Source organism: Klebsiella sp. 141153 (genome assembly GCF_032601995.1).
Lineage (GTDB): Bacteria > Pseudomonadota > Gammaproteobacteria > Enterobacterales > Enterobacteriaceae > Klebsiella > Klebsiella aerogenes.
In genome coordinates this window covers 85,027-111,825 of sequence record NZ_JAQIRJ010000013.1, presented here as the reverse complement: position 1 = coordinate 111,825, position 26,799 = coordinate 85,027, and the positions used below count along the sequence as shown (strand labels likewise).

General features: G+C 54.2%; 27 protein-coding genes and 3 tRNA genes. 9 read left to right on the top strand and 21 right to left on the bottom strand.

The window, feature by feature from the left end; genetic code table 11:
• Positions 1-146: 146 nt before the first annotated feature.
• The 3 genes from nadR to serB all read right to left on the bottom strand — a co-directional run bounded on the left by nadR (position 147) and on the right by serB (position 3,810).
• Entirely contained in the window at positions 147-1,379 is a 1,233-nt protein-coding gene (nadR, locus tag PGS10_RS21755; RefSeq protein WP_045395907.1) for a multifunctional transcriptional regulator/nicotinamide-nucleotide adenylyltransferase/ribosylnicotinamide kinase NadR, read from the bottom strand.
• 67 nt (positions 1,380-1,446) lie between these two features.
• A complete protein-coding gene (radA, locus tag PGS10_RS21750; protein WP_015368375.1) occupies positions 1,447-2,829 on the bottom strand; it encodes a DNA repair protein RadA in 1,383 nt (460 codons plus the stop codon).
• A gap of 9 nt (positions 2,830-2,838) precedes the next feature.
• Positions 2,839-3,810: a phosphoserine phosphatase gene (serB, locus tag PGS10_RS21745; RefSeq protein ID WP_015704324.1), complete on the bottom strand. Its 972-nt coding sequence runs from the start codon at positions 3,808-3,810 to the stop codon at positions 2,839-2,841.
• A gap of 104 nt (positions 3,811-3,914) precedes the next feature.
• Here serB and PGS10_RS21740 point away from each other — a divergent pair, with 104 nt between their 5' ends.
• The gene (locus PGS10_RS21740; RefSeq protein ID WP_015368377.1) at positions 3,915-4,547 is read left to right on the top strand and encodes a YtjB family periplasmic protein; all 633 of its coding nucleotides are present in this window, start codon (positions 3,915-3,917) and stop codon (positions 4,545-4,547) included.
• 17 nt (positions 4,548-4,564) lie between these two features.
• On the top strand, positions 4,565-5,581 hold the full coding sequence (gene lplA, locus PGS10_RS21735; RefSeq protein ID WP_289578340.1) for a lipoate--protein ligase LplA: 1,017 nt from the start codon (positions 4,565-4,567) through the stop codon (positions 5,579-5,581).
• 79 nt (positions 5,582-5,660) lie between these two features.
• Here lplA and deoD read toward each other — a convergent pair whose 3' ends face one another.
• The 12 genes from deoD to PGS10_RS21675 all read right to left on the bottom strand — a co-directional run bounded on the left by deoD (position 5,661) and on the right by PGS10_RS21675 (position 16,798).
• Positions 5,661-6,380, bottom strand: coding sequence for a purine-nucleoside phosphorylase (gene deoD, locus PGS10_RS21730; RefSeq protein ID WP_002887789.1), 720 nt, complete (start codon positions 6,378-6,380; stop codon positions 5,661-5,663).
• Positions 6,381-6,576: 196 nt separating this feature from the next.
• The gene (gene deoB, locus PGS10_RS21725; RefSeq protein ID WP_045395913.1) at positions 6,577-7,800 is read right to left on the bottom strand and encodes a phosphopentomutase; all 1,224 of its coding nucleotides are present in this window, start codon (positions 7,798-7,800) and stop codon (positions 6,577-6,579) included.
• 52 nt (positions 7,801-7,852) lie between these two features.
• Positions 7,853-9,175 carry a thymidine phosphorylase gene (gene deoA / locus PGS10_RS21720; RefSeq protein WP_045395933.1) on the bottom strand — a complete coding sequence of 441 codons (1,323 nt, stop codon included), beginning with the start codon at positions 9,173-9,175 and terminating at the stop codon, positions 7,853-7,855.
• A 113-nt stretch (positions 9,176-9,288) separates the two neighbouring features.
• The gene (gene deoC / locus PGS10_RS21715) at positions 9,289-10,068 is read right to left on the bottom strand and encodes a deoxyribose-phosphate aldolase (protein WP_047078012.1); all 780 of its coding nucleotides are present in this window, start codon (positions 10,066-10,068) and stop codon (positions 9,289-9,291) included.
• A gap of 407 nt (positions 10,069-10,475) precedes the next feature.
• Positions 10,476-11,261: a metal-dependent hydrolase gene (locus tag PGS10_RS21710; protein ID WP_047078013.1), complete on the bottom strand. Its 786-nt coding sequence runs from the start codon at positions 11,259-11,261 to the stop codon at positions 10,476-10,478.
• The gene (locus tag PGS10_RS21705) at positions 11,258-12,331 is read right to left on the bottom strand and encodes a patatin-like phospholipase family protein (protein ID WP_047078014.1); all 1,074 of its coding nucleotides are present in this window, start codon (positions 12,329-12,331) and stop codon (positions 11,258-11,260) included. The genes PGS10_RS21710 and PGS10_RS21705 overlap by 4 nt, the downstream gene beginning before the upstream one ends.
• Before the next feature lie 151 nt (positions 12,332-12,482).
• A complete protein-coding gene (locus PGS10_RS21700) occupies positions 12,483-12,644 on the bottom strand; it encodes a DUF1328 domain-containing protein (protein WP_015368384.1) in 162 nt (53 codons plus the stop codon).
• Between the two features lie 123 nt (positions 12,645-12,767).
• Positions 12,768-13,379 (bottom strand): molecular chaperone OsmY, encoded by a 612-nt coding sequence (gene osmY, locus PGS10_RS21695; protein WP_020079668.1) that lies wholly within the window; start codon positions 13,377-13,379, stop codon positions 12,768-12,770.
• A 217-nt stretch (positions 13,380-13,596) separates the two neighbouring features.
• Entirely contained in the window at positions 13,597-15,186 is a 1,590-nt protein-coding gene (gene prfC / locus PGS10_RS21690; protein ID WP_045395922.1) for a peptide chain release factor 3, read from the bottom strand.
• Between the two features lie 91 nt (positions 15,187-15,277).
• On the bottom strand, positions 15,278-15,955 hold the full coding sequence (gene yjjG / locus PGS10_RS21685; RefSeq protein ID WP_045395924.1) for a pyrimidine 5'-nucleotidase: 678 nt from the start codon (positions 15,953-15,955) through the stop codon (positions 15,278-15,280).
• Between the two features lie 14 nt (positions 15,956-15,969).
• A complete protein-coding gene (rimI, locus tag PGS10_RS21680) occupies positions 15,970-16,416 on the bottom strand; it encodes a ribosomal protein S18-alanine N-acetyltransferase (protein ID WP_015368389.1) in 447 nt (148 codons plus the stop codon).
• Positions 16,385-16,798 carry a DNA polymerase III subunit psi gene (locus PGS10_RS21675; protein WP_045395927.1) on the bottom strand — a complete coding sequence of 138 codons (414 nt, stop codon included), beginning with the start codon at positions 16,796-16,798 and terminating at the stop codon, positions 16,385-16,387. Before PGS10_RS21675 ends, rimI begins: the two co-directional genes overlap by 32 nt.
• A 102-nt stretch (positions 16,799-16,900) precedes the next feature.
• Here PGS10_RS21675 and rsmC point away from each other — a divergent pair, with 102 nt between their 5' ends.
• From rsmC to PGS10_RS21655, 4 genes are all read left to right on the top strand, one after another.
• A complete protein-coding gene (rsmC, locus tag PGS10_RS21670) occupies positions 16,901-17,929 on the top strand; it encodes a 16S rRNA (guanine(1207)-N(2))-methyltransferase RsmC (protein WP_316423471.1) in 1,029 nt (342 codons plus the stop codon).
• Between the two features lie 172 nt (positions 17,930-18,101).
• A tRNA-Leu gene (locus PGS10_RS21665) sits at positions 18,102-18,189 on the top strand.
• 28 nt (positions 18,190-18,217) lie between these two features.
• Positions 18,218-18,304 (top strand) — tRNA-Leu (locus tag PGS10_RS21660).
• Positions 18,305-18,333: 29 nt separating this feature from the next.
• Positions 18,334-18,420, top strand: a tRNA-Leu gene (locus PGS10_RS21655).
• Between the two features lie 21 nt (positions 18,421-18,441).
• Here the strand turns inward: PGS10_RS21655 and PGS10_RS21650 are convergent.
• A complete protein-coding gene (locus tag PGS10_RS21650; protein WP_045395533.1) occupies positions 18,442-18,681 on the bottom strand; it encodes a DUF1435 domain-containing protein in 240 nt (79 codons plus the stop codon).
• Between the two features lie 265 nt (positions 18,682-18,946).
• Here PGS10_RS21650 and PGS10_RS21645 point away from each other — a divergent pair, with 265 nt between their 5' ends.
• Both PGS10_RS21645 and fhuF read left to right on the top strand, forming a co-directional pair.
• Positions 18,947-19,993: a GGDEF domain-containing protein gene (locus PGS10_RS21645; RefSeq protein WP_316423470.1), complete on the top strand. Its 1,047-nt coding sequence runs from the start codon at positions 18,947-18,949 to the stop codon at positions 19,991-19,993.
• A 112-nt stretch (positions 19,994-20,105) separates the two neighbouring features.
• The gene (gene fhuF / locus PGS10_RS21640) at positions 20,106-20,894 is read left to right on the top strand and encodes a siderophore-iron reductase FhuF (RefSeq protein ID WP_045395528.1); all 789 of its coding nucleotides are present in this window, start codon (positions 20,106-20,108) and stop codon (positions 20,892-20,894) included.
• A gap of 37 nt (positions 20,895-20,931) precedes the next feature.
• On the opposite strand, the gene PGS10_RS21635 is transcribed toward fhuF, so the two are convergent.
• Positions 20,932-22,275, bottom strand: a complete 1,344-nt coding sequence (locus PGS10_RS21635) for a PTS sugar transporter subunit IIC (RefSeq protein WP_045395526.1) — start codon at positions 22,273-22,275, stop codon at positions 20,932-20,934.
• A 336-nt stretch (positions 22,276-22,611) separates the two neighbouring features.
• Here PGS10_RS21635 and PGS10_RS21630 point away from each other — a divergent pair, with 336 nt between their 5' ends.
• The gene (locus PGS10_RS21630; RefSeq protein ID WP_045395524.1) at positions 22,612-23,070 is read left to right on the top strand and encodes a YbaK/EbsC family protein; all 459 of its coding nucleotides are present in this window, start codon (positions 22,612-22,614) and stop codon (positions 23,068-23,070) included.
• 8 nt (positions 23,071-23,078) lie between these two features.
• Here PGS10_RS21630 and bglJ read toward each other — a convergent pair whose 3' ends face one another.
• From bglJ to pobA, 4 genes are all read right to left on the bottom strand, one after another.
• Positions 23,079-23,759 (bottom strand): DNA-binding transcriptional activator BglJ, encoded by a 681-nt coding sequence (gene bglJ / locus PGS10_RS21625; RefSeq protein ID WP_045395522.1) that lies wholly within the window; start codon positions 23,757-23,759, stop codon positions 23,079-23,081.
• Positions 23,720-24,442: a helix-turn-helix domain-containing protein gene (locus PGS10_RS21620; protein ID WP_047043894.1), complete on the bottom strand. Its 723-nt coding sequence runs from the start codon at positions 24,440-24,442 to the stop codon at positions 23,720-23,722. The genes bglJ and PGS10_RS21620 overlap by 40 nt, the downstream gene beginning before the upstream one ends.
• Positions 24,443-24,699: 257 nt before the next feature.
• Positions 24,700-25,569, bottom strand: a complete 870-nt coding sequence (locus PGS10_RS21615) for a helix-turn-helix domain-containing protein (protein ID WP_045395518.1) — start codon at positions 25,567-25,569, stop codon at positions 24,700-24,702.
• A gap of 24 nt (positions 25,570-25,593) precedes the next feature.
• Positions 25,594-26,778: a 4-hydroxybenzoate 3-monooxygenase gene (pobA, locus tag PGS10_RS21610; protein ID WP_045395516.1), complete on the bottom strand. Its 1,185-nt coding sequence runs from the start codon at positions 26,776-26,778 to the stop codon at positions 25,594-25,596.
• Positions 26,779-26,799: the final 21 nt, after the last annotated feature.

Sequence of the window (26,799 nt, the reverse complement as noted above, 5' to 3'; positions counted from 1 at the left end):
TTTAATGTTTGCTCCCTCTCCCATTGGGAGAGGGCCGGGGTGAGGGTAAGGTAAATGTAAAAAGGCAACGCAAGTTGCCTTTTTTAGTGTTTGCTCCCTCTCCCATTGGGAGAGGGTTGGGGTGAGGGCTACAGCCCGCAGAGCTTCTACCCCTGCTCGCCCATCAGCTGCTTCACCAGCTCAACGCAGCGCAGGAACCGGGCGTCGTAGTCCGACTCTTCCACGTGGACGAACTCGATGCCGTTTTCTTTCAGCAGCGACACCAGCAACGTCTGAAACTCTTTGCGATCTACCGAACTACCGAGGCTACGCAGCCCATCGGCCACCCAAGGCGTGTTGTTCTCCAGCAGGATCACCAGATCAAAGCGGTATTCATCGATTAACGCCTGCACGAACGGATGCTCGCGGCCTTCGTACTTCAGGCAGAAGGCCTGAGTGCTGACGAAGTCGGTATCGATAAACGCCACCTTATTGGCATACTTCACCGCGAAATCAATGTACTGTGCATGCCCCAGCGCGATTTTATCGTAATCGGAATACTGCAACGCCATTTCATCGCCGCCGAGGTGTGAAAAGACGTAATCGCGGCCGTATTCCCAGGCGCTGGTGGTATTGAAGATATTGGCGAGCTTATTCACCAGCGTCGATTTACCGCTCGACTCGCCGCCGAGGATCGCCACCGTACGCACAAAGAACGGTTTTACTTCGGTCGGAATATATTCCCAATAGCGGAACGGGTTTTCGCGGATCTGGCCGCCGCTGATACTCATGAAGGTTCGCTTCGGATCGATAAGCACGGTTTCGATCCCCAGATGCTCCAGATACTGCGGCGCATCGGCCTCTTCCGAGGTGTAGATCCAGTTAGGTTCGATCCCTTTCTCGCTCATGAAGGCGCGGATCCCGCGGCTCCAGACGTCCCAGCCGTGCGGGTACGGCTCCATCCCCTCTTCGTTGAAGGCGTGGATGCGAATGTTTTTTTGATATTTAAAGGTTTGCAGCAGCCAGCGCAGACGATCGGGAACCGTCGGCTGTTGCGACATGGCGCTCTCCTCGAACAGCTCGCGGTCACGAGTGTCGTCATAGCCCATGATGATATGAAGCTCATCGACCTGGCTACAGGCGCGCTGAATCAGGTAAATATGCCCGGTATGCAGCGGATAAAATTTACCAAAAACCACCCCGACGCTTTTCTGTTTGCGCGGGAATTCAAGGCCGAGGAAGCGGTGTAAGGCTTCGAGCTTCTGGGCGCTCGGGCTTTTGATTTTCGCGTTTAATAGCTGACTGAGATAACCTTTGGTCATCCCGCTGGCTTCCGCCACCTGCTGCAGCGTACAACCCTTTTGCTTAATGGCGTTTTTCAGATAGTCGAATGACGACATAGTTTATGCGTGCCTCCTGCAAACTCGGGTTTGATACCCGTCATACCCTGAAGTATGACGGGTATCATTATAAGTCGTCAAAAACGCTCAGCGCATCGGCCAGTTTTTTCACGCCAAAGATTTGCATCCCTTCCGGCGCTTTTTTAGGCACGTTTGCCGCAGGTACGATGGCGCGACGGAACCCGTGCTTCGCCGCCTCGGAAATACGTTCCTGGCCGCTTGGCACCGGGCGAATTTCACCGGCTAATCCGACTTCGCCAAAGACCACCAGATCCTGCGGCAACGGGCGATCGCGCAGGCTCGAAACCATCGCCAGCAGCAGCGCCAGGTCGGCGCTGGTTTCAGTGACTTTGACCCCGCCAACCACGTTAACGAAGACGTCCTGATCGGCCATCTGCAGGCCGCCATGACGGTGCAGCACCGCCAGCAGGATCGCCAGACGGTTCTGCTCCAGGCCTACCGCGACGCGACGCGGATTAGACATCATCGAGTGATCGACCAGCGCCTGGATCTCAACCAGCAGCGGACGGGTGCCTTCCCATACCACCATGACCGAGCTGCCAGAGGTGACTTCATCGCCGCGGCTGAGGAAGATGGCGGAGGGGTTGCTGACTTCGCGCAGGCCCTGCTCGGTCATCGCGAAGACGCCGAGTTCATTGACCGCGCCAAAGCGGTTTTTATGGCTGCGCAACGTGCGGAAACGGGAATCCGCATCGCCGTCCAGCAGCACCGAGCAGTCAATACAGTGTTCCAGTACTTTCGGACCGGCCAGCGAGCCATCTTTGGTGACATGGCCGACCATCACAATCGCCACGCCGCGAGTTTTGGCAAAGCGCGTCAGATAGGCCGCGGTTTCGCGTACCTGGGCCACGCTCCCCGGCGACGACTGGACATCAGCCATATGCATCACCTGGATGGAGTCGATGACCATCAGCTGAGGCTTTTCTTCATCGGCGATCTGGCAGATTTGCTCGATGCTGGTCTCCGAGAGCATATTCAGATTCGCCGTCGGCAGCCCGAGACGATGCGCGCGCATCGCGACCTGCTGCAGGGATTCTTCCCCGGTGACGTACAGCGTTTTCATTCCTTCCGCCAGCTTGCAGAGCGTTTGCAGCAGCAGCGTCGATTTCCCGGCGCCGGGGTTGCCGCCGATTAGAATGGCGCTACCCGGTACCACGCCGCCGCCGAGCACGCGGTCGAACTCTTTAAATCCGGTGGAGAAACGCGGCAGCGCCTCCAGGCTTATCTCCGATAGCTTCTGTACCTTCGACACGCCGGCATTACCGGCGTAGCCTGACAGACGCTCGTTTCTCGCCACCTGCGGCGAGGCGGCGATGCGCATCTCGGTGATGGTATTCCAGGCATGGCAGGCGCTGCACTGCCCCTGCCAGCGCGGATAATCCGCACCACATTCATTACAGACAAATGCGCGTTTTGGAGCTTTCGCCACGTTAACCTCTTACTTTTGATTCATGCTGCCGGAGAGAATACAGAATACCCCCATCAGGTCAGCGTGGCGGATGGTGACTTCCGCCTGTTCATTGACTTTTGGTTTCGCATGATAGGCAATGCCGAGGCCTGCCGCCTTGATCATCGGCAGATCGTTGGCGCCATCGCCAATCGCCACGGTTTGCGCCGGCGGAATCTCATATTTTTCCGCCAGTTTACGCAGAGTATTGGCTTTATATTTGGCATCGACAATGTCGCCGATAACGTTGCCGGTGAGCTTGCCGTCCATGATTTCCAGCTCGTTGGCGAATACCGCGTCGAGATGCAGCTTATCGCGCAGGTATTCGGCAAAGAAGGTAAAGCCGCCGGAGGCGATGGCTACCTTCCAGCCCAGCGTTTCCAGCTTCAGCACCAGTTGCGTCAGCCCCGGCATCAGCGGCAGCGCTTCCCGCACCTGCAGCAGGATGTTCGCGTCGGCGTCTTTCAGGGTGGCGACGCGCTGGCGCAGGCTGGCGGTGAAGTCGAGCTCGCCGCGCATCGCGCGTTCGGTCACTTCCGAAACCAGCTCGCCGGTGCCGGCAAGCTTAGCAATTTCATCGATACATTCGATCTGAATCGCCGTGGAGTCCATATCCATCACCAACAGGCCCGGCGTGCGCAGATGCGGGATTTTGCCCAGCGGCGCGACGTCCAGCCCGGCTTCATGGGCCAGGCGTGTGGCGCGCTGCGTCAGCGAGCCCGCCAGGCGAATCACCTGATAGTCTTCCACGACCCAGGAAGAGACGATAACCAGCGCCGCGCCGAGTTCGCGCTGCCACGCCGTCAGCCGACGTTTATCGAGACCGCGACCATACAGCAGCCAGCCGCTGCGCCCGGCGTGATAATCCAGCGGCATGACCTCGTCGCCGCTCAGGGAAAGCGGCAACCCAGGCCACAAGGAAACATCTTCGGGCAGGTCGCACCAGGTCAAACTGTTAGGCATTACGGCTCCACATCTCTTCATTCAGGCGAGGAAAATAACGCATGAGGCTACCTTGTAACCAGCGCTTCTGGCAACATTAAGCTGCAAATTTTCAAAGGTGGAATATGGTACGAGCAAAACTGAAATTCCGACTGCATCGCGCCGTCATTGTTCTGATCTGTCTCGCGCTTCTCGTCGCGCTGATGCAGGGCGCCTCGTGGTTCAGTCAGAATAGCCAAAAGCAGCGTAATCCGCAGCTGGAAGAGCTGGCGCGGACGCTGGCGCAGCAGGTTACGCTGAACCTGGCGCCACTGATGCGCAGCGAAACGCCCGACGAAAAGCGCATTACCCGCTTGCTGGAACAGCTGACGGATAAAAGTCGGGTGCTCGATGCCGGGGTATATGATGAACAAGGCGATTTGGTGGCTCGCTCCGGCGAAAGCGTTGATGTGCGCGACCGCCTGGCGCTGGATGGCAAAAAAGCCGGCGGCTACTTTAACCAGCAAATCGTCGAGCCGATCCTCGGCAAAAACGGCCCGGTCGGCTATCTGCGCCTGACGCTGGATACCCACACGTTGGCGACCGAGGCGAAACAGGTGGATAATACCACCAATATCTTACGCCTGATGCTGCTGTTGTCGCTGGCCATCGGCGTGGTGCTGACCCGCACGTTGCTGCAGGGCAAACGTACCCGCTGGCAGCAATCGCCCTTCCTGCTCACCGCGAATAAGCCCGTCCAGGACGAAGATAAAGATTAACCAGACAAGGATATCCTATGCCGACGCTCCGCCTGCTGCTCTCCGACTCCTACGACCCCTGGTTTAACCTCGCGGTCGAAGAGTGTATTTTCCGCCAGATGCCGGCCACCCAACGGGTGCTGTTTCTGTGGCGCAACGCCGATACCGTGGTTATTGGTCGCGCGCAGAATCCGTGGAAGGAGTGCAATACCCGGCGCATGGAAGAAGATAACGTGCGGCTGGCCCGACGCAGCAGCGGCGGCGGCGCGGTATTCCACGACCTCGGCAACACCTGCTTTACCTTTATGGCGGGTAAACCGGAATACGACAAAACCGTCTCCACCGCTATCGTGCTGGCGGCGTTGAATTCGCTCGGCGTAACGGCTGAAGCCTCCGGGCGCAACGATCTGGTGGTCAAAACCGACAACGGCGACCGCAAAGTTTCCGGGTCCGCCTATCGCGAAACGATGGACCGCGGTTTTCATCACGGCACCCTGCTACTGAACGCCGACCTAAGCCGTCTCGCTAACTACCTCAATCCGGACAAGAAAAAGCTGCAGGCCAAAGGCATTACCTCAGTGCGCGGGCGCGTAGCGAACCTGGTTGAGCTGCTGCCGGGTATCACCCATCAGCAAATTTGCGAAGCCATTCAGGAAGCATTCTTCAGCCATTACGGCGAGCGGGTAGAGGCGGAAGTCATATCGCCGGACAATACGCCGGATCTGCCGAATTTTGCCGAGACCTTCGCTCGCCAGAGCAGCTGGGAGTGGAACTTCGGTCAGGCGCCCGCTTTCTCCCACCTGTTGGATGAGCGCTTTCGCTGGGGCGGCGTCGAGCTGCATTTTGACGTGGAAAAAGGCCATATCACCCGCGCCCAGGCTTTTACCGATAGCCTGAATCCGGCGCCGCTGGAGGCGCTGGCGGCACGCTTAGTCGGCTGTCAGTATCGGGCGGAGGTCCTGCAGCAGCAGTGTGAGGCGTTGATTAGAGATTACCCTGAGCAGGAAGCGGAACTGAAAGAACTGTCGGCGTGGATGGCCGGCGCGGTGCGCTAATAAAAAAGCCCGCTGCGCTTAGCGGGCCTGGGAAACCGTAGGCCGGGTCAGGCGAAGCCGCCACCCGGCACAACAGGCCTTACTCTTTATCGCCCAGCAGTACGGATTCCAGCGCGATTTTGATCATATCGTTGAAGGTCGTCTGACGTTCAGCGGCAGTGGTCTGCTCGTGGGTACGAATATGATCGGAAACGGTGCAGATGGTCAGCGCTTTCGCGCCGAACTCCGCCGCGACGCCATAGATGCCGGCCGCTTCCATTTCCACGCCCAGAATGCCGTATTTTTCCATCACGTCGAACATAGACGGGTCCGGCGTATAGAACAGGTCAGCAGAGAAGATGTTGCCGACGCGCGCGTCAACGCCCAGCGCTTTCGCCGCGTCTACCGCGTTACGCACCATGCCGAAATCGGCAATCGCCGCGAAATCATGGTCTTTGAAACGCAGACGGTTGACTTTAGAGTCGGTGCACGCGCCCATGCCGATAACCACATCACGCAGTTTGACATCTTCACGTACCGCGCCGCAGGATCCAACGCGGATGATTTTTTTCACGCCGAAATCGGTGATCAGCTCTTTGGTGTAGATAGAGCAGGATGGGATACCCATACCGTGGCCCATCACGGAGATTTTGCGGCCTTTGTAGGTACCGGTGAAGCCCAACATGCCGCGCACGTTGTTGACTTCACGCACGTCTTCAAGGAAAGTTTCGGCAATGTGCTTCGCGCGCAGCGGGTCGCCCGGCATCAAAACTACGTCAGCGAAATCGCCCATTTCTGCGTTAATGTGTGGGGTAGCCATCGTTTTATCCTTATATAAATTGTTCGTGCCTGATGGCGGCTACGCCTTATCAGGCCTACAAAACGTATTCAAATACCCTAAAGATTTCGCGGTGTAGGAAGGCGACGAATTCGTGAATCCCCGGAGCATAGATTAACTATGTGACCGGGGTGAGCGAATGAAGTCAACGCATCTACAGCGCGAAAGACAACGGGTATTACAGCATGTTTTTACCGTACGCCATTGGCGACGTACCAAAGTATGTCGCCAGGGTCTGGCCGATATCGGCGAAGGTTTCGCGGTGGCCTAACGAACCTGGTTTCACTTTCGGGCCATATACCAGCACCGGAATGTGCTCGCGGGTGTGGTCGGTACCGGTCCAGGTCGGGTCGCAGCCGTGGTCGGCGGTGAGGATCAGAATGTCGTCCTCCCCAACCAGCTCCATCAGCTCCGGCAGACGGCGGTCAAACAGTTCCAGACCCGCCGCGTAGCCCGCGACGTCACGACGGTGACCCCAGGAGGAGTCAAAGTCGACGAAGTTAGTGAAGACGATAGTCTCGTCGCCCGCTTCCTTCATCTCTTTGATGGTCGCGTCGAACAGCGCGTCCAGCCCGGTGGCTTTCACTTTCTTAGTGATACCGCAGTTGGCGTAAATGTCGGCGATTTTACCCACGGAAACCACGTGGCCGTTTTTCTCGTCGACCAGCTTCTGCAGCACGGTCGGCGCCGGCGGCTCGACCGCCAGGTCGTGACGGTTACCGGTACGCTGGAAGTTACCGGCTTTGTCGCCGACAAACGGACGCGCAATCACGCGGCCAATGTTATAGCCGCCTTCGGTCAGTTCTTCACGGGCGATTTCGCACAGCTCATACAGCTTGTCGAGGCCGAAAGTCTCTTCGTGACAGGCGATCTGGAATACCGAGTCAGCAGAGGTATAGAAAATCGGTTTCCCGGTTTTCATATGTTCTTCACCCAGCTGGTCCAGAATCACGGTACCGGAAGAGTGGCAGTTGCCGAGGTAGCCCGGCAGGTTCGCGCGCTTAACCAGTTTATCCAGCAGTTCCTGCGGGAAGCTGTTTTCATGATCGCTGAAGTAGCCCCAGTCAAACAACACCGGCACGCCGGCGATTTCCCAGTGGCCAGACGGCGTATCTTTACCGGAAGAGAGTTCATGCGCCCAGGCGTAAGCGCCAACGACTTCAGCATTACCGTCCATACCGGCGGCAATTTTACCGGTAGAACCTTCATGCGCTTTCACCAGGCCCAGGCGGGTCAGGTTAGGTAAATTCAACGGGCCTTTACGACCATTGTCAGCTTCACCTTTGGCGCAGGCTTCCGCAATGTGGCCCATGGTATCGGCGCCCACATCGCCAAAGCGGTCAGCGTCTTCCGTTGCGCCAATCCCAAAGGAGTCCAGCACCATAATAAATGCACGTTTCATCTTGTTCTCCATACATCATGCGCTGCAAAAAAGCGATCAGATCAGTATATCGCTACTTGGTGATTCGGCGATAGACCGTCGGTGTAATTTCTGGGGCTTGAGCGTCCAGTTTAATTGCCGCTTTCACGGCTTTGGCCGCCTCCTGCCAGCTGGATTCATCTTTCGCATGAATCACCGCCAGCGGACGTTCGCCATCGACTTTATCGCCAAGGCGCGCCATATCAGTAAAACCAACGCTGTAGTCAATGGTATCGGATGCCTGACGACGACCGCCGCCCATCGACACCACCGCCATCCCCAGCGCGCGGGTATCCATATCAGAGACAAATCCGGCGCCTTCAGCATAGACCGCTTTGCTCAGCATTGCCGTCGGCAGGTATTTCGCATAGTTTTCGACAAAGTCGTTCGGCCCTTTCTGCGCCGCCACCATGCGGCCAAAGACTTCCGCCGCTTTACCGTTATCCAGCACCGCCTGCAATTTCGCGCGCGCCTCGGCGTCATCCGCCGCCAGCTTGCCGGAAATCAACATTTCCACGCACAGCGCCATGGTGACGTCGTACAGACGCGGGTTACGGTATTCCCCGGTCAGGAACTGTACCGCTTCGCGAACTTCAACGGCGTTACCTGCGCTGGAGGCCAGCACCTGGTTCATATCGGTTAACAGTGCGGTCGTGCGCACGCCGGCGCCGTTGGAGACGCCAACGATCGCTTCGGCAAGCGCTTCTGAAAGCTCATAAGTCGGCATAAAGGCGCCGCTGCCGACTTTAACGTCCATCACCAGCGCATCCAGACCTTCCGCCAGTTTCTTGGCCAGGATCGATGCGGTAATCAGCGGGATGGAATCCACCGTCGCGGTAATATCGCGGGTGGCATAGAAACGTTTGTCAGCCGGCGCGAGCGAGCTGGTCTGCCCGATGATCGCCACGCCGACATCTTTAATAATTTCGCGGAATCGCGCGTCGTCCGGGAAGATATCGAAGCCCGGGATCGCTTCCAGTTTATCAAGCGTACCGCCGGTATGGCCGAGGCCGCGCCCGGAGATCATCGGTACGTAACCGCCGCAGGCGGCAACCATTGGCCCCAGCATCAGCGAGGTAACGTCACCCACGCCGCCGGTCGAGTGTTTATCAACGATCGGGCCGTTGAGGTTAAGGCTTTTCCAGTCGAGAACGGTCCCTGAATCCCGCATCGCCATGGTCAGCGAGACACGTTCCGGCATAGACATATCATGGAAGAAGATGGTCATCGCCAGCGCGGCGATCTGTCCTTCAGAGATAGTATTATCGCGGATGCCGTTGATGAAAAAGCGAATTTCTTCATCGCTTAATGCATGACCATCACGTTTTTTACGAATAATTTCTTGTGCGAGAAACACGGTAACCTCCCAAATGGTATCAATTGCCGGATGGCGACGCGAACGCCTCATCCGGCCTACAGGCATCAATTCGTAGGCCGGATAAGCGCATAATCATCCGGCATATCAAGGGATTAGTAGCTGCTGGCGCTCTTACCGTCGCCGTGACCCAGGGCTTTCAGCAGGCTAGCCAACAGGCTTGATGCGCCAAAACGGTAGTGACGGGAATCAGCCCAGTCGGCGCCGAACAGTTCATCGGCAATCGCCAGGAACTGCTGCGCGTCTTCCGCGCTGCGCACGCCGCCGGCAGGTTTGAAGCCAACGGTTTTCTCAACGCCCATATCGCGGATGACTTCCATCATGATGCGCGCGCTTTCCGGCGTCGCATTCACCGGCACTTTACCGGTAGAAGTTTTGATGAAATCCGCGCCCGCTTTAATAGAGATTTCAGATGCCTTACGAATCAGCGCCTCTTCTTTCAGCTCGCCGGTTTCGATGATCACTTTCAGCAGCACATTCGCCGCCGCACAGGCGTCTTTACAGGCTTTCACCAGATCAAAACCCACCTGCTCGTTACCAGAGATCAGCGCGCGGTACGGGAAAACCACATCCACTTCATCCGCGCCATAGGCGATTGCCGCGCGGGTTTCCGCCAGCGCGATATCGATATCGTCGTTACCATGCGGGAAGTTGGTCACCGTCGCGATACGGATGTCCGGTGTTCCTTGCTCATTCAGCGTCTTACGGGCAATCGGGATAAAACGCGGGTAAATGCAGACTGCAGCGGTATTGCCCACCGGGGTTTTTGCCTGATGGCACAGCGCGATCACCTTCTCATTGGTGTCGTCATCATTCAGGGTGGTCAGATCCATCAGTTTCAACGCGCGCAGGCTGCTTGCTTTTAAATCAGTCATTTCATACTCCGACGGCGTGTTGCCGGTTCAATAGTTTGTTCACCATGCGAGCCTGTTACTATTGTAACATCCGCTCGCCATTACACTTCGACATTCATCACAGTTAATGAAAACTAGTTACTAATTTGCATTACTGTAACGTGACCCAAATCACAATTACCTACCATTTACTTCGATCCTCACCGTGAGGTCCTGTTTAAGCATAATTGGCAAATCGAAGCTCATGATGATGTTATTATTCTAACATAACGAAACGTATTATCTCGACGTCGTGGCGCACAAATTGTGCAATACCGGGACATAAAAACACTTTCGTATTGAAATTTAATAGATTTTATATTTACCAAAAATGATGGGATTGTCACAATCCGTCAAAACCGGGACGATTTTGTCCAGAATGTGGGGCGTTAGAGGGTTAGCGCGGTAAAGAGGCTTTTGGTATTCGCCAGTAGCGCCGCTTCAATTTCCTGCGCCGGTTCCGCGCGCAGTTCACAGAGCGCGTCAAAGACGCGGGCCGCCTGTTCCGGGCGGTTCGGCTGCCCCTGAAAACCATTGAGCGGCATATCCGGAGCATCGGTTTCCAGCAACAGCGAAGAAAGCGGCAGACGCGCCATGACATCACGAGTTTTGCTAGCGCGGGGATAGGTAATGGTGCCGCCGACGCCAATCTTATAGCCCAGCTGTACAAAACGTTCCGCCTGCTGCAGGCTGCCGGCAAAACCATGCACCACCCCAGCGCGCGGCAGGTTATGTTTTTTTAGCAACATCGCCAGCTTATCGTGGGTGCGCCGCGAATGCAGGATCACCGGCAAATCGTAACGCTTCGCCAGCCGCAGCTGCGCTTCCAGCAGCGCCTGCTGGCGATCGAATTGCGGATCGTCGCGGTAGAGATCGAGGCCAATCTCTCCGACGGCCACGAGTTTCGGATGACGCTGTGCAAGATAGCTTTCCAGTTGCGCTAATCCGCGGTCATCATGCTGTTCGATAACAATAGGATGCATCCCTAGCGCGGCATACAGCGGCTCGTGTTGCTCCGCCAGCGCCAGCACGCGAGCAAAGCGCGCGGCGGATATCGACGGCACGATAATATGCCCAACGCCGGCCTGCGCCGCCCTCGCGATACTTGCGGGTTCATCCTCTGTAAACGGGGGAAAATCGAAGTGACAGTGGGTATCAATAAAGCGTAACGTCACGCCAGATCCTCGTTATTAAAGCTGGGGTCATTAGCCTGCGGCGCGGTGATAATCGCCTGTTGCGGCGTTTCGTTAGCCACCGGCAGCGGCGGCACCACCACCGGCGTCGGCCTTGCCACACGCGGCGCATGGCGTAACAGCGGCGGTTGCTCGGTCAGCAGTTTCCCTACCGTGGCAAGGAAGTAGCGGCCGCACTGGCGCCCGGTTTTATAATCTTCCAGCAGCGCCGGCAGACGGCTGCCAAGCGCCATACTGCGCAGCGGCCGCTGCGGATAAATTTCGAATATCCGCAGTTTACCCGGCGGTTTTTCAATAAACTGCTGCGTCGCGCGATAGGTGGTTTCGTGGTGCTGTACCAGGTTCACAAAAGGCTGCAGGCTGCTTTCTCCCAGCCAGCGTTCCATTCGTTTAAACCACTGCGGGGTGTAGAACATCTGCGAAGGGACGGTACGGATCACCACGATAGTCTGCGCGCCGCGGCGCGCCGCCTCCTGCACAGGGATCGCATCGCTGACGCCGCCATCGAGATAATTCACGCCATCCAGCAGGACACCGCTACGGTAAAAACCGGGAATGGCGCTGGAGGCGCGGATCAGGTCGAGCCAGGTCTGGCGGGTGGGGGAAAAATAGTTTGCCGTGTAGTCGTCACCGCGGCAGGCGCACATCCACAGCTCTTTACCCAGCGCAAACTGCTCCTCGGCATAGTTCATCGCCAGCGGCATTTGTTGCGAAGTGGAATCGACCAGCCAATCGAGATCGATAAGATTGCCGCCGCGAACAAAGCGCATCGGGTCGAAAAACTGCCTTGAGGTGGTATAACGCGTAATGACTTTGCGGGCGTAGCCCTGCTGATTACAGATATAAGCGGAGATGTTTTGCGCGCCAGCGGAAGTGCCAAGCATCAGGTCGAAAGGGTTAAATCCGGCGCGCATGAATTCGTCCAGAACCCCGGCTGTGAAAATACCTCGCTGACCACCGCCTTCGCACACCAGAGCAAGTTTGCCTGGACGGAAGGGTTTTACCGCTAACGGGGCAATATTGCCCAACGTCACGGGAATGCGCTGCCCCACCCTGCTTTCCTGTTTGTTTATTTTCTGTCATTAAAGTAACGCAAATTGTCGTCCCCTGAAACCGCAAAAGCCAGTCACATTGACTGGCTTTATGTAAGACGTTATGTCATCACTGCGCGGTTATTGATTCACGCCTTTCGGCACATCGCCTCTAGGGTCGTTTTCGACCGGTAAACAGGCTGACCAGGAAAATGATAATACCGACAACAAAGACGATTTTAGCCGCCCACGCCGCGGTACCCGCCAGACCACCAAAGCCCAATGCGGCGGCAATCAACGCGATGATCAGAAAAATAATGCCCCATCTAAACATACTGTTCTCCTTACCATATGATTAACGGTCGCTTTTCTGCGCGCTCAGGCCGCGCATACATCAACCCTGCGTACAACTCGCTCAGCGGTCTCGCCGCTGGCGAATATCTTTTAATGAATACCCTTACTGCACTTTAAGATCGTTCTTCACGCTCTTAACACCGGTTACCGCTTTGGCAATGTCTGCCGCGCGATCGACCTGCTTGCTGGATTCCAGCGTCCCGGAGAGATGAACTACCCCGTTGCTGGTCTCCACCGTAACCTTACGCGACGGAACGATATCGTCCGCCAGCAGTTTGGCTTTGACTTCGCTGGTGATTGCGGTGTCGCCAGCATAGCCCTTCAGGCTGGCTGATTTTTCCCCCGCCACGGTCAGCTTATCGCTTACCGAACTCACTCCTTCGACGCCTTTCGCCGCGCTGACGGCCTGTGATTTTTGCTCAGCGCTCTCCACGGTCCCGCTTAAGGTCACGACTTTGTTTTCCGTTTTCACCGAGATATCGGTGCTACGGATACTTTTGTCATCAATCAGCGCCGCTTTAACACGGGCGGTGATCGTGCTGTCATCCATAAAATCGCCAACCTTGTTGATCGATTTATCGACGCTTTCTCCGGCGCTGGTCGCGGCAGCCTTCGCGCTATCGGTTGCGGTGGTTTCCGCATAGGTCGAGGCGCTTATCAACGCTGAGCCTAAGAAGAGAGGCAGCAATAGCCTGGCGCTCTTTAGTCTGGTCATTGGTATGCCCTCACGATGTCTGCTTTGGTAAAACAAATGGCTATTTATTCAGCCAGGTTTCTGAAAAGTGCTTAATAAATATAGTAGATGAGCGGAGATGCGGCGGAGGGTTTGAATAAAAAAGCTACGATTTGCGCAGATTTAAGAACTTTCTATGGTAAGGATGAAGGCGGACAAAACGGGCTGGAGCGCAGCATCGCCGCGCTCCAGAGAGATATTAGTGCTCGCGCGTTTTGCGGAACACCACATCAGGATAACGCTCTTGCGTCAGGTTCAGGTTAACCATCGTCGGGGCGATATAGGTCAGATTATCGCCGCCATCCAGCGCCAGCTGAACTTCGTTCTTACGCTTGAACTCTTCGAATTTCTTCACGTCAGTTGATTCAACCCAGCGCGCGGTGGCCACGTTGACGGATTCGTAAATCGCTTCAACGTTATATTCGCTTTTCAGACGCGCAACTACCACATCGAACTGCAGCACGCCGACGGCGCCGACGATCAGATCGTTATTAGCAATAGGACGGAAGACCTGTACCGCGCCCTCTTCAGAGAGCTGAACCAGCCCTTTCAGCAGCTGTTTCTGCTTCAGCGGATCTTTCAGGCGAATACGACGGAACAGTTCCGGCGCGAAGTTCGGAATACCGGTGAACTTCATCATTTCGCCCTGGGTAAAGGTGTCGCCAATCTGAATGGTGCCGTGGTTATGCAGGCCGATAATATCGCCCGGGTAGGCTTCTTCAACGTGCGAACGGTCGCCCGCCATAAAGGTCAGCGCGTCGGAAATCACCACGTCTTTGCCGATACGCACCTGACGCAGCTTCATGCCTTTCTCGTATTTGCCGGAAACCACGCGCATGAACGCCACGCGATCGCGGTGTTTCGGGTCCATGTTGGCCTGAATCTTAAACACGAAGCCGGTGAATTTCTCTTCTGCGGCCGTCACTTCACGGGTATCAGTGTTACGCGGCATCGGCGCCGGCGCCCACTCCACCAGGCCATCCAGCATATGATCCACGCCGAAGTTGCCTAATGCGGTCCCGAAGAACACTGGAGTAATTTCGCCCGCCAGGAACAGATCCTTATCGAACTCGTTCGATGCGCCCTGTACCAGTTCCAGTTCATCGCGCAGCTGCTGCGCCAGATCGTCGCCCACCGCGGCATCGAGTTCAGGGTTATTCAGCCCCTTAACCACGCGCACTTCCTGAATGGTGTGCCCTTTACCGGTCTGATAGAGGTAAGTTTCATCTTTATAAAGATGATAAACCCCTTTAAACAGCTTGCCGCAGCCGATAGGCCAGGTAATCGGCGCGCAGCCGATTTTCAGCTCATTTTCGACTTCATCCAGCAATTCCATCGGATCGCGGATATCACGGTCGAGTTTGTTCATAAAGGTGAGGATCGGCGTATCGCGCAGACGAGTAACTTCCATCAGCTTGCGGGTACGATCTTCGACGCCTTTCGCCGCATCGATAACCATCAGACAGCAGTCAACCGCCGTCAGGGTACGGTAGGTATCCTCGGAGAAGTCTTCGTGCCCCGGGGTATCCAGCAGGTTAACCAGGCAGTCATGATACGGGAACTGCATCACCGAGGTGGTAATCGAGATCCCACGCTGCTTTTCCATTTCCATCCAGTCGGATTTTGCATGCTGGCTGGAACCACGGCCCTTCACGGTACCAGCGGTCTGAATCGCCTGTCCGAACAGCAGCACTTTTTCAGTGATGGTGGTCTTACCGGCATCCGGGTGAGAAATAATGGCAAAAGTGCGGCGTTTGGCCACCTCTTGCAGATAAGGAGACAACGTCATAATTCAATCTTCTAAGTAAACGCGGCAATGGGCCGCGCATGTGGAATACGAAAAATTGCGGCTATTTTACCCATCAATGGGGGGGAGGCAATTAGTGTTTACACAGGAGTTGCTCCAGTTCGCTTAAAGAGGTCACCGTCCAGTCGGGCTGCAGGTCTGCCGGCAGCGTTTGCTGGTGCGCATTCAGCCAACAGGTGGCAAGCCCGGCGTTGACGCCGCCGCGGATATCCGACTCGGCGGTATCGCCGACCATCAATACCCTGTCGCGCGACGGATTACCCGCCTGCGCCAGCGCATAATCGAAGATACGCGCATCCGGCTTCGCGACGCCGACTTCCTCAGAAATAATCAGCAAATCAAAGTGATCGCGTAGGCCGGTACGCTCCAGACGAGTCTGCTGCAACGAGGTAAAACCGTTGGTGATGATGCCCATTTTTACCTTGCCCTGCAGCGCATCCAGCAGCGATACGGCGCCCGGCAGCGGCGCGCAGATTTCGGCCATCGCATTCATGAAAGCGTCGTTCAGTTCGCCCGGGGGGACGTTCAAACGTTCCGCCCAGCTATCAAAACGCTGATGCTGTAATTGTAGCGAGGTGATGGCGCCGTTTTGATAATCCACCCACAGCGGCTTATTAACGGCCTGATAGTCCTGAAAATCTTCGGCGGTAAATGTCACGCTATAGTCGAGAAACATCCGCTGTAAGCCGCTGAAAGAGTCAAACGTAAACAACGTTTCATCGGCATCAAAGAAAATCCAGTCCCATTTCATCGTTTCACCTTGTCTTACATACTGATTGGCAGAGCCATGATAATTGCGTCCTCACGCCCATCGGCCGTAGGGTAGTAATTGCGGCGGATAGTCGCCTCGTTAAAGCCTAAGCTTTCGTAGAGCGCGATGGCGGCGACATTCGATGCCCGCACCTCCAGCCACAGCGTAACGACGCCGAGTTTTTCGACTTCATCAATAACATGTTCCAGCAGTTCCCGTCCCAGGCCGCGGCGCTGGTATGCGGGGTCGACGGCGATGTTAAAAAGCGTCGCTTCATCAAGGACAATTTGGGTGATGGCAAAGGCCGCCATTTCCCCATCAACTGCTAGTTGGTAATTCAGATAACGTTCACCCTGATTGCTGGCAAAGGTTTGTTCGCTCCACGGAAAAGCGTGGGCGCGTTTTTCGATTTGCCAGGCTTTGGATAAATCAGCCGTGCTGAGGGTAGAAATCGTGTTCATGTGCGCAGATTTGTTGCCAGAGCGCGATGCGAGCCGGCACGCTGCTCTGAAGTTCATCAAAAACGGGCGTCGAGACCTGGGCGCCCGCCAGCGACAGCGGCGTCTCGCAGCCCAGTCGCCAGCTGTTGCAGCGGCTATTTTGCGGCAGCATAGCTACCCGGTCCGGCGTAAGTTGCAGCACCTGATCGGCATTAATCGAGAGCGCGCGCAGAATATCGCTAATTAGCGGTTCAGTCAGCGACGGCGGGGTTTCCGCCACCATCACCAGACGAATATGTTCAGGAAGCGAGATAGCGATTTCGCCCTGCAACGCCCCCGGGCGACGCAGCGACCACTGGGTAATCCCCAGTTGCTGTAATTGCCAGTCTCGTCGGGAAGTCATAGCGAAACACTCCTGTTAAACAAGCGCGCAATATAGCAAATCCGTCGTATCTGCGCCAACAAACTACTATAATCGGCGCCAGTCTTATTGAAGGAGTGTTTCATGTCAGCTTTTACCCCGGCAAGTGAAGTCTTGCTGCGCCACAGTGATGATTTCGAGTCCGCCCGCGTTCTGTTTGCCGGTGACCTGCAGGATGACCTGCCTGCACGTCTGGATACCGCGGCCAGCCGCGCTCATACCCAACAATTCCACCACTGGCAGGTCCTCAATCGCCAGATGGGCGATAACGTTCGTTTTAGCTTAGTCGCCGAGGCCGCCGACGTCGCCGATTGCGACACCCTGATCTACTACTGGCCGAAGAACAAGCCGGAAGCGCAGTTCCAGCTGATGAACCTGCTCTCTCTGCTGCCGGTGGGGATCGATATTTTCGTGATCGGCGAAAACCGTAGCGGCGTGCGTAGCGCCGAGCAGATGCTCGCCGAATACGCGCCGCTGAATAAAGTGGATAGCGCCCGCCGCTGCGGTCTCTACCACGGCCGTCTGGAAAAACAGCCCTCCTTCAACGCCGAACAGTACTGGAACGAGTACGCGCTCGATAACCTGACCATTAAAACGCTGCCGGGCGTGTTCAGCCGTGACGGCCTTGATGTTGGCAGCCAACTGCTGCTGTCGACTCTGCAACCGCATACCAAAGGCAAAGTGCTCGATGTCGGCTGCGGCGCTGGGGTGCTGGCCGCGGTACTGGCCAGCCATTCGCCGAAGGTACGCCTGACGCTATGCGACGTCAGCGCTCCGGCGGTCGACGCCAGCCGCGCGACGCTTGCCGCGAATGGTTTTGAAGGCGAGGTTTTTGCCAGCAACGTCTTCTCTGAGGTCAACGGCCGTTTTGACATGATCATCTCAAATCCGCCATTCCACGACGGCCTGCAAACCAGCCTTGAAGCGGCGCAGGCGCTGATCCGCGGCGCGGTCCGCCATCTGAACAGCGGCGGCGAACTGCGTATCGTCGCCAACGCCTTCCTGCCCTATCCGCAGGTGCTGGATGAGACGTTTGGTTTTCATGAAGTGATCGCCCAAACCGGCCGTTTCAAAGTTTACCGCACGGTGATGACTCGCCAGGCGAAGAAATAATCTTCGTTTCTCATCGGCGGCATGCTCGACGTGCCGCCGGTACTTCCCTACGCTCTGAATAGCCCATTTTTGCAGCAATCGAGAAAACCTGCATAATTAACTATTGACGTGTCGCCGAAAACCACTAGAATGCGCCTCCGTGGTAACGATACTTTTATAGTGTCGATGGTATGCGAAGGTGGCGGAATTGGTAGACGCGCTAGCTTCAGGTGTTAGTGTCCTTACGGACGTGGGGGTTCAAGTCCCCCCCCCTCGCACCATAATCCACGTTGATATCGCTCGCACTGTGCGAAGGTGGCGGAATTGGTAGACGCGCTAGCTTCAGGTGTTAGTGTTCTTACGGACGTGGGGGTTCAAGTCCCCCCCCTCGCACCAACGAGGCGATATCAGATTAAGAATACTGTGCGAAGGTGGCGGAATTGGTAGACGCGCTAGCTTCAGGTGTTAGTGTCCTTACGGACGTGGGGGTTCAAGTCCCCCCCCTCGCACCAATATTCTTACCCTTCTGTGTTTTATCCCATCAGCTTCAAATTCAACATTATCAGCATCATTCCACCGATCAGCGCTACGCTTGACGGCAACAGTACGAAATGACGCAACTGACGGTGCCAGATCATTGCCGCCGATAGTAGTAATCCCAGAGCAATCATCACGCGCCAGGCTTCTACCGGCAGGCCAATTATGCCTAACGCCATCACCAGTACGCCCGGCAGCAGAATTCCCCAACCACTCCCTAAAGCTCGCTGCAACATGGTTTCGCCTCTCACAACGATAATGATAACCAATGTCATATGATAATTTTTATCATTTGTCATGCCGAGCCGTTTAACTTTTATTACTCTTGCACTCAGGAGTAATGACATACATTCACTGAGATGATAAATTAAGCAAATTAAATCTATATATTAAATTGTCTGATCATTTGCGCTGATAGCCTTATATTACGTGTTGTTTTATATTTTTCCCCTTTGGCAGCCATCATCTTGAAACTTAACTACTAATAATGATAGTACCAATATGACTGCACAAACCTGGCGGGCTCATTACGAGCAAAAATATCAGTATTCCTTACGACTTTTTTTATTACTTAATTGTGTTTCTGCCGCTCTGTCGCTGCTCAGCCCGCTGTTTACCATTGTCACCGTCACGCTACCGTGTGCGCTGATATGCGCGGCCAGCCTGGGCCTCTTGTTATGGAATTGGAAATTCCCACAACAGAAAATAAATATTCCTGTTATTTCTCTGTTATTTGGCATGCTATGGGCCTGGCACATCGTAATAAAAGCCTCATTGTTACCGCCACCGCATTTTAACTTCCTGGTTATCGCCTTATTAAGCATTCTGTTTATTGGAACTATCGCTTTTTCTAACAATATCATTGCCTTTACTCTACATTCCCTACCCACTTTTATTGTGTGTCTGGCGCTGGCTGGCGGAGAACAATGGATGCGGATGTTTTACTGCTTTGTCCTGCCGGTTGCCGGAATTACGTTGCAGAACATTATGCAAAAGCGCAGCGATAATTTTACCCAAGGGCTAATGGATAAACTGCTGCAAGAGCGTAACACCCTGAACGATCTCAGTATGCTTGATCCATTGACCGGCCTGTATAACCGTCGTGGCCTGCAAAACCGGCTGGATAACATCCTGACAGTGGATTCGCGCGAACATTTCATCCTGCTGTTGGATATTGATCACTTCAAAGCCTACAACGATAACTATGGCCATATGATGGGCGACCAGGCGCTAATTCAGGTATCGGCGGCGATTCGTAATTCCGTGCGCTCACGCGATATCGTTGCTCGCTTTGGCGGTGAAGAGTTTATGGTGGTACTGACCAGTAGCACGGCGGAAACCGCATTCCAGACAGCAGAGCGTATTCGCCAGCGGGTTTACGATTTAAAAATCGCACACCGTTTTAATGAAAGCGTCGCCACCAATGTCACCATCAGTATCGGTATGACTCCGTTGGTGAATGGCGATATCGACAGTGCGATAAAACGCGCCGATAGCGCGCTATATGAAGCCAAAAACCAGGGGCGTAATATCATTCTCGCCAACTAACCCCTCCAGCCCGCCGCGAGGGATATGCGGCGCTGACAAATCGCTTGCGCTCCCTGCAACGAACAACTAGTATCAGCAATCATTATCATTTAGATTTGTATCTGGAAATCTGATGGCTTACCGTACCTTCTCCTTCAGCGATGAAATCATCTGGCGTGCGCCGCTTGCGCCCGTCGAGCATGCATTGGCGAATGCGGTACGGGAAAAGATCGCGGCGGTACGCCCGCATCTGCTGGATTTCCTGCGTCTGGATGAAGAAGCGCCGCCGCGTGCTCTAACCCTCGCGCAATGGTCGCAACCTACTACCCTTACTTCGCTGCTGGCCACCTATTCCGACCATATTTACCGTCACCAACCCAGCCAGCCGCGCGAACAAAAACCCCTGCTTTCACTGTGGGCGCAGTGGTATATCGGCCTGCTGGTACCGCCGCTGATGCTGGCGTTACTCACTGAAGAACAGGCTATTAGCCTTGAACCGGAGCATTTCCGCGTTGAATTCCATGAAAGCGGGCGCGCGGCCTGCTTCTGGATTGACGTGCATGCCAACCATGATGCGTTGACGCTTTCCGCACAAGCGCGTATGGATATGTTGGTCAATAAAGCGCTGAAACCGGTGGTGGAAGCGCTGGAAGCGACCGGCGACATTAACGGTAAGCTTATCTGGAGCAATACCGGCTATCTGATTAACTGGTATCTCGGTGAAATGAAAAATCTGCTTGGCGACGAGCGGGTGAACGCGTTACGTCAACACTGTTTTTTTGCAAAGCAGCAGACCAGTGGCGAGGATAACCCGCTGTGGCGAACGGTGGTCTTGCGTGAAGGTCTACTGGTACGCCGAACTTGCTGTCAGCGTTATCGCCTGCCGGACGTTCAGCAATGCGGCGACTGCACGTTAAAGTAATCATCTGACGGGCGGCAATATGCCGCCCGTTGTTATTTTACGCGGTCTGCTCGTTCTCCTGCGCCGCGCGCTGCGCCTCTTCAGCTTCCTGCGCCAGCAGCTGCTTTTCGTACACCTTAAAAAACGGGAAGTAGATGATAGCCGACACGCAAGCGAGAATAACGACCAGGATCGCCGCACGGAAATCCCATCCCAAAGCCCATGCGCCGCCAATCGGCGCCGGCGCCGTCCACGGCACAACGGAGATAACACGGCCGATCAGATCTAACTTCATGGCCGCCCAGGCAATGACTGCGTTAACCATCGGCGCCAACAGGAACGGAATAAAGAATACCGGGTTCATGACGATGGGCGTGCCGAAGATAACCGGTTCGTTAATGTTAAACAGGCTTGGCACCACGCTTAAACGACCGATCGAGCGCAAATGCGCAGAACGACTGCGCAAATAACAGAACACCAGCCCCATCGTGGCGCCGGAACCGCCAACGACAATAAAGAACGTCCAGAACGCTTCCATAAAAATATGCGGCAGCGGTGCGCCCTGCGCCAGTGCTTGCTGGTTCATCCCCAGATTAGTGAGCCAGAACATCTGCAGCATACCGGAGACTATCGCCGCCCCGTGAATCCCGGCAAACCATAGCAGGTGGCCAATCAAAACAGCCAGTAAAATAGCCGGTAATGAATCTGCGGCAGAGACCAATGGCTTAAAGATAGCCATGATTGCCTGCGGGATCAGCATGTCGAAATGATGTTGGATAAACAAGCTCAGCGGATAAAGCGTCAGTACCACCACCAGAACTGGGATCAACAGATCAAATGAGTTTTTGATCATCGGCGGCACCTGATCCGGCAGACGGATCCCGATGTTGTGCGCCTTTAAGAAACGCATCATCTCTACACAGTAAATCGCCACCAGGATCGCGGTAAAGATCCCGGTGCCTCCCAAACTATCAACCGGCAGATTACCATTGGTTTTTGGCGCAGCGATCAGCAGGAACGCCATGATCGACAGCATGGCGCACATGAAAGGATCGAGCTGGTGCGCCTTTTCATAATGTTTGCCCAGATTGTAGGAAATTGCCGCGCAGATATAAATGGACATGATGCCCATGGTCATATCAAAAGGCGTCAGAATGCGTCCTTCGAACTCTTTGGCTAAATCCAACCAGGCACGGGCGAAGCCCCAGGTGGTATCCGGTGAAAAAGGCGGATAAGCGAAGACTAAGAGAAAGGAACCTACGATCATAAACGGCATGGCCGAGATAAATCCGTCACGAATAGCCATGACGTGGCGCTGCGAAGAAATGCGCCCGGCAACGGGACTTATATAGTTCTCTACAAAGCGAAATATCAGATTAAACGCAGCATGGTTTGCAGACATAGCAGCCCTCCTGACAGGCTATCGAAACAGGCCCAACAACGGTAATCTTGCCGCTATGCTGAAATTAACTGCCTACGGACTGTGGCTGACCGGGATGTCAGGTCGCCATATTGTCAGCAGGAACATCTCATGCGCGGCTGTTAGTTATCTTTGGAACAGGGAGTTACCCTGTCAGTATTCATCGACGAGCGCGATCCTGCAACCGGTTACAGTAACCGGTTGCGGCGATTGTGAAGAAGATCCAGAAATCGGAATAATTCCTGATTATCCATCGACAATATTTACAGATTTCCGGCCTTGTGACAGATTTAAGCGGATAACTACCAGGAGAACCCCATGAGTCTGCAGTCCGTGAGGCAGTTTTTTGCTGAACATGCCCCCGATATTGAAATCATCGAGTTGAATCAAAGTACGGCGACCGTTGCGCTTGCCGCCGCCGCGCATCGTGTCGAGCCGGGGCAAATCGCTAAGACTTTATCTTTAAAGGTAAAAGATCGGGTTATATTGATCGTCGCTAAAGGCGATGCTCGCCTTGATAACAAGAAGCTGAAAGACGCCTTCGGCGCAAAAGCGCGGATGCTCAGCAGTGATGAAGTTGTTACGCTAACCGGCCACCCCGTCGGCGGCGTCTGTCCGTTTGGCCTGGAAAACCCTCTGCCGGTCTATTGTGATGTTTCACTCAAGCAGTATGCCGAAGTTCTACCGGCAGCAGGTGCCATTCATAGCGCGGTACGAATTTCGCCTGAGCGCATGGCACAACTGACAGAAGCCGACTGGGTTGACGTCTGTCTGTAAATTGCCAATTATTGCGCCAGGCACATTCCCTGCCCATCGTCGTTATTCGCCGGCAGACACAGCAGAATGTCCGCCGCGCTGAGCAGGCCAATATCAGAGTTAACGCCCAGTTTGGTCATCGCGTTAAATTTATGTGCGCGAATAGTTTTGATATTTCTATCAAGCTGGGTAGCGATTTCGGGCAACGAATAACCATAGGTCATATAACGAAGTATCGTATGCTCCGTCGGGCTAAGAATTTGCCCGCAGGAGCTATTGCTACGCTCCAGAATGCTTTCTTTATCCAGCGGCGCCTGCTCGATCAGCTGCAGTAAACGCTCCTGCAAACGAGTAAGACAAGATGATTTATTCAAAATAGTTTGCGGGCTTGAAGGTGTCAGATGACTGATCAGACGCATTTCCGCAGTATTATCCGCCAGTACAATTCGCTGTATTTCGGGGCGTGTTTGCGCTATTTCATGTAAAAAAAGCAGGCTTTCCAGACGAATACGTCGACTACCGGAAAGGGAAAAGATAACGGCGATAAAGTTTTTGGAAGCGAATTCACGCTTTAAGGCCTGAGTATTTTTATAAAAATGAATGCTATATTTTTTACCTGCTTCGTTATCTAAAATATAACGAAGCGCCATTTCAGTCATTGCGCATTTTTCTACGATAGCGACACATCGTGTTGTGAGATTTTTTTCCATTCCGTGTTATCTCCATAGGCTGAATACAGATTCAGTTCCTTCATTCCTTGAGCGCTATTGATCCAGGCATACATTTCTGCATTACTGCGTAACGACAGTCGGCGCATGGCGCTATTTTTCTGCGCGCTTATCGTTTTATTGCTTTTTTTCAGCAAGGCAGCAATTTGGTTAATTCCCCACCCTTTTGCCAGTAGCCGCAAAACTTTACGCTCTGAAAAGGTTAAGATGACCGTATCACTAGCATCATCACCTAAGTTGTCCATCTCGGGTGAAAAAAGTGTCTGACTAATTCTTTCGGCAGAAGCTTTACCAGCACGGATGACCTCGATGAAACGTTTAACCGGCTCGCTATCAGAAATCAGAGAGCTTTCCGGCCGCATCAAAAACTCAACTGCCAGTGGAAAGCAGGAGTGACCAACCATAAAGATCCAGTGAATGTCCCGGTATTGATTCATTAATGAATAATAATGCTCACAAATATCTCGCGGGTGTTCAATGTGACCGGAGAGGTCGACGAGGACCAGCACGGCGCGCCGAAGCTGAAGTAGCGTGAGTTCATCCTGTGAAGCACAGAAACTCAAATCGTAATCAGGGAGATGCTCCCTTAAAATAGCGTTCAAACCCGATTGCATAACCGGTATTCTACTAATGATGACGCCAAACTTACCTTGTCCTGGCAACATAAAACCTCCACCTCCTGTCAAAGATTCAAACCCAAATAAGTAATGGATTAATGGCTACAATAATATTATTTGCCAATTGAATCTTTATCGTCCCTGGCGGGCATGACGTATGCCCTGAACTTCATTCCATAACCATGAGAGATATATTAGCATTACTCTCACCAGCGATTTACCCTAACACAAAATGATGTCATCAATAAATTAGAAAAAATTAAAAGCCTCATTAGTAAAATTACCTTTAAAATTAAATAAATAACTTATTTAATTTCTTTCCTAAATGCTTTCGGTGAGATCCCGCTATAGCGCCTAAAGAATCTCGAAAAATAAGCAGCATCAGTAAATCCTAAATAATCAGAAAGTTGGGTGATAGTCATGCTGGTATATTGTAGGTTACGCCGTGCTTCTAACATTAAACGTTGATGTAATACGCCTAATGCGCTGCAGCCATGAAATTCACGACACAAATAATTTAAATGCGTTGTGGAGAGCCCCACTAGCCTTGCATATTCAGCCAGCGGCAGATGTTCCCGATAGTGGCTTTCAATCAGACGTGAAAAATGCCGCATGACGCTGCGCTTACGCTCTGCTTTGTCCTCTGTCATTGGTGTCGGCTGGCACTGGCGATTTAACCATACCAATAGTGCTCCCAGCAGCGAATGCAGCATCATTTCGCGCGCATCATGCTCCTCGCAATACTCTTCACGCAAGGCGGTAAACAGTGAACGAATATGGCCGCGGGAGCGTTTCACCGCCACGCACTGCGGCTGCGATAGCACATCAAGCGTACGCCCAAACTGGTTTTCAAAGCGGCTCAGCAACGGCTGCGACAGCGACAGGACAAACCCTTGGGTACCGGGCGAGAAACGAAAGCCGTGGATGCATAATGCCGGCACGACCTGAATACAGGCTTCGGTCATCACCCTGGTGACGCCTTCAATTTCAATTTCAGCACGCCCCTTATGCAGATATAACAGCTGTACCATTTCGGCATGTTGATGTACGCGGATATGCCACTCATAAAGGCTGCTGCGCTGCAAAATGGATTCGCAATGCAGCAGATCCGGCGTCGGCCAACCGCGCTCTTCGCCATACAAGGTAAAAACGGGAATCGTGTTCGCGGTTAACATGGTCTCTCCAGTTTTCGTTTGTCGTTACGTGACGCGCTCCATCGGCAACCCCACATAGTTTTCGGCAATGGTCGTTAGCCCAGCGCGAGAACCCAGATAGTAGCGGCGGTCGGCGGCCTGCATTTTTTTATCGAATTCATTCTGTTCAGGAAAGTCGTGCAACAGGCGAGTCATAAACCAGCTGAATCTTTCTCCTTTCCACACGCGATCGAGAGCAAAGCGTGAATAGCTGGCGATCAGGTCCTCGCGGCCATGGTGATAATATTCGCGCAGGATCCGCCATAAATAATTGACATCCGACGCCGCCAGATTCAGCCCCTTTGCGCCGGTTGGCGGCACGATATGCGCGGCATCGCCGACCAGAAACAGTCTGCCGTACTGCATCGGCTCAACGACGTAACTGCGCAGCGGCGCAATACTTTTCTCAAGTGAGTGACCAGTCACTAACTTATTTGCCAGATCCTCCGGCAGACGGCGTTTTAGCTCATCCCAGAAGCGTTCATCAGACCACGCCGAGACGCTATCGCTTAGCGGTACCTGCAGGTAATAGCGGCTGCGGGTGAGTGAGCGCTGACTACACAATACAAACCCGCGTTCATGATGGGCGTAAATCAGTTCCGGATTCACCGGCGGCGTATCCGCCAGCAAACCTAACCAACCAAACGGCCACACGCTTTCATACTCTTTGAGAATGTCACGTGGAATGCTTTGCCGCGAAACGCCGTGGAAGCCATCGCAACCTGCAATAAAATCGCACTCCAGGCGACATTTTTCGCCGCCGCTTACGTATGAGACTGCCGGCCGATCGCTTTTAACATCTTCGAGTGCAACCTCGCTAACGCCATAAATAATCGGCGCGCCGCTGTCGCGTCTTGCCGCCATCAGGTCACGGGTAACTTCGGTCTGACCATAGACCATCACGCTTTTACCGCCGGTCAACTCGCTGAGCGGTACCGGCACTCGTTGGCCTTCAAATAAAAACTCTACGCCATGATGAACCAGCCCTTCCGCGTCCATTCGCTTTGCCACCCCTGCTTCGCGCAGTAGCTCGACGGTACCATTTTCCAGTATCCCGGCGCGGATGCGCCCCAGCACATATTCCGCACTCTGACGCTCAAGGATAACGGTATGAATACCAGCATTATGCAGCAGTTGGCCCAACAGCAGCCCCGACGGGCCCGCGCCAATAATGGCAACCTGTGTTCTCATAGGGTACTCGCTCTCGAAAGT

Coding starts and splice junctions, on each gene's coding strand:
- PGS10_RS21675 (WP_045395927.1), bottom strand. CDS start 16,798: ATGACTTCCCGACGAGACTGGCAATTACAGCAACTGGGGATTACCCAG.
- PGS10_RS21700 (WP_015368384.1), bottom strand. CDS start 12,644: ATGTTTAGATGGGGCATTATTTTTCTGATCATCGCGTTGATTGCCGCC.
- deoB (WP_045395913.1), bottom strand. CDS start 7,800: ATGAAACGTGCATTTATTATGGTGCTGGACTCCTTTGGGATTGGCGCA.
- rimI (WP_015368389.1), bottom strand. CDS start 16,416: ATGAACACGATTTCTACCCTCAGCACGGCTGATTTATCCAAAGCCTGG.
- PGS10_RS21615 (WP_045395518.1), bottom strand. CDS start 25,569: ATGTTAACCGCGAACACGATTCCCGTTTTTACCTTGTATGGCGAAGAG.
- pobA (WP_045395516.1), bottom strand. CDS start 26,778: ATGAGAACACAGGTTGCCATTATTGGCGCGGGCCCGTCGGGGCTGCTG.
- nadR (WP_045395907.1), bottom strand. CDS start 1,379: ATGTCGTCATTCGACTATCTGAAAAACGCCATTAAGCAAAAGGGTTGT.
- serB (WP_015704324.1), bottom strand. CDS start 3,810: ATGCCTAACAGTTTGACCTGGTGCGACCTGCCCGAAGATGTTTCCTTG.
- rsmC (WP_316423471.1), top strand. CDS start 16,901: ATGTCAGCTTTTACCCCGGCAAGTGAAGTCTTGCTGCGCCACAGTGAT.
- PGS10_RS21620 (WP_047043894.1), bottom strand. CDS start 24,442: ATGTTGCCAGGACAAGGTAAGTTTGGCGTCATCATTAGTAGAATACCG.
- bglJ (WP_045395522.1), bottom strand. CDS start 23,759: ATGGAAAAAAATCTCACAACACGATGTGTCGCTATCGTAGAAAAATGC.
- PGS10_RS21645 (WP_316423470.1), top strand. CDS start 18,947: ATGACTGCACAAACCTGGCGGGCTCATTACGAGCAAAAATATCAGTAT.
- prfC (WP_045395922.1), bottom strand. CDS start 15,186: ATGACGTTGTCTCCTTATCTGCAAGAGGTGGCCAAACGCCGCACTTTT.
- fhuF (WP_045395528.1), top strand. CDS start 20,106: ATGGCTTACCGTACCTTCTCCTTCAGCGATGAAATCATCTGGCGTGCG.
- deoD (WP_002887789.1), bottom strand. CDS start 6,380: ATGGCTACCCCACACATTAACGCAGAAATGGGCGATTTCGCTGACGTA.
- deoC (WP_047078012.1), bottom strand. CDS start 10,068: ATGACTGATTTAAAAGCAAGCAGCCTGCGCGCGTTGAAACTGATGGAT.
- osmY (WP_020079668.1), bottom strand. CDS start 13,379: ATGACCAGACTAAAGAGCGCCAGGCTATTGCTGCCTCTCTTCTTAGGC.
- lplA (WP_289578340.1), top strand. CDS start 4,565: ATGCCGACGCTCCGCCTGCTGCTCTCCGACTCCTACGACCCCTGGTTT.
- PGS10_RS21635 (WP_045395526.1), bottom strand. CDS start 22,275: ATGTCTGCAAACCATGCTGCGTTTAATCTGATATTTCGCTTTGTAGAG.
- PGS10_RS21650 (WP_045395533.1), bottom strand. CDS start 18,681: ATGTTGCAGCGAGCTTTAGGGAGTGGTTGGGGAATTCTGCTGCCGGGC.
- PGS10_RS21740 (WP_015368377.1), top strand. CDS start 3,915: ATGGTACGAGCAAAACTGAAATTCCGACTGCATCGCGCCGTCATTGTT.
- PGS10_RS21630 (WP_045395524.1), top strand. CDS start 22,612: ATGAGTCTGCAGTCCGTGAGGCAGTTTTTTGCTGAACATGCCCCCGAT.
- yjjG (WP_045395924.1), bottom strand. CDS start 15,955: ATGAAATGGGACTGGATTTTCTTTGATGCCGATGAAACGTTGTTTACG.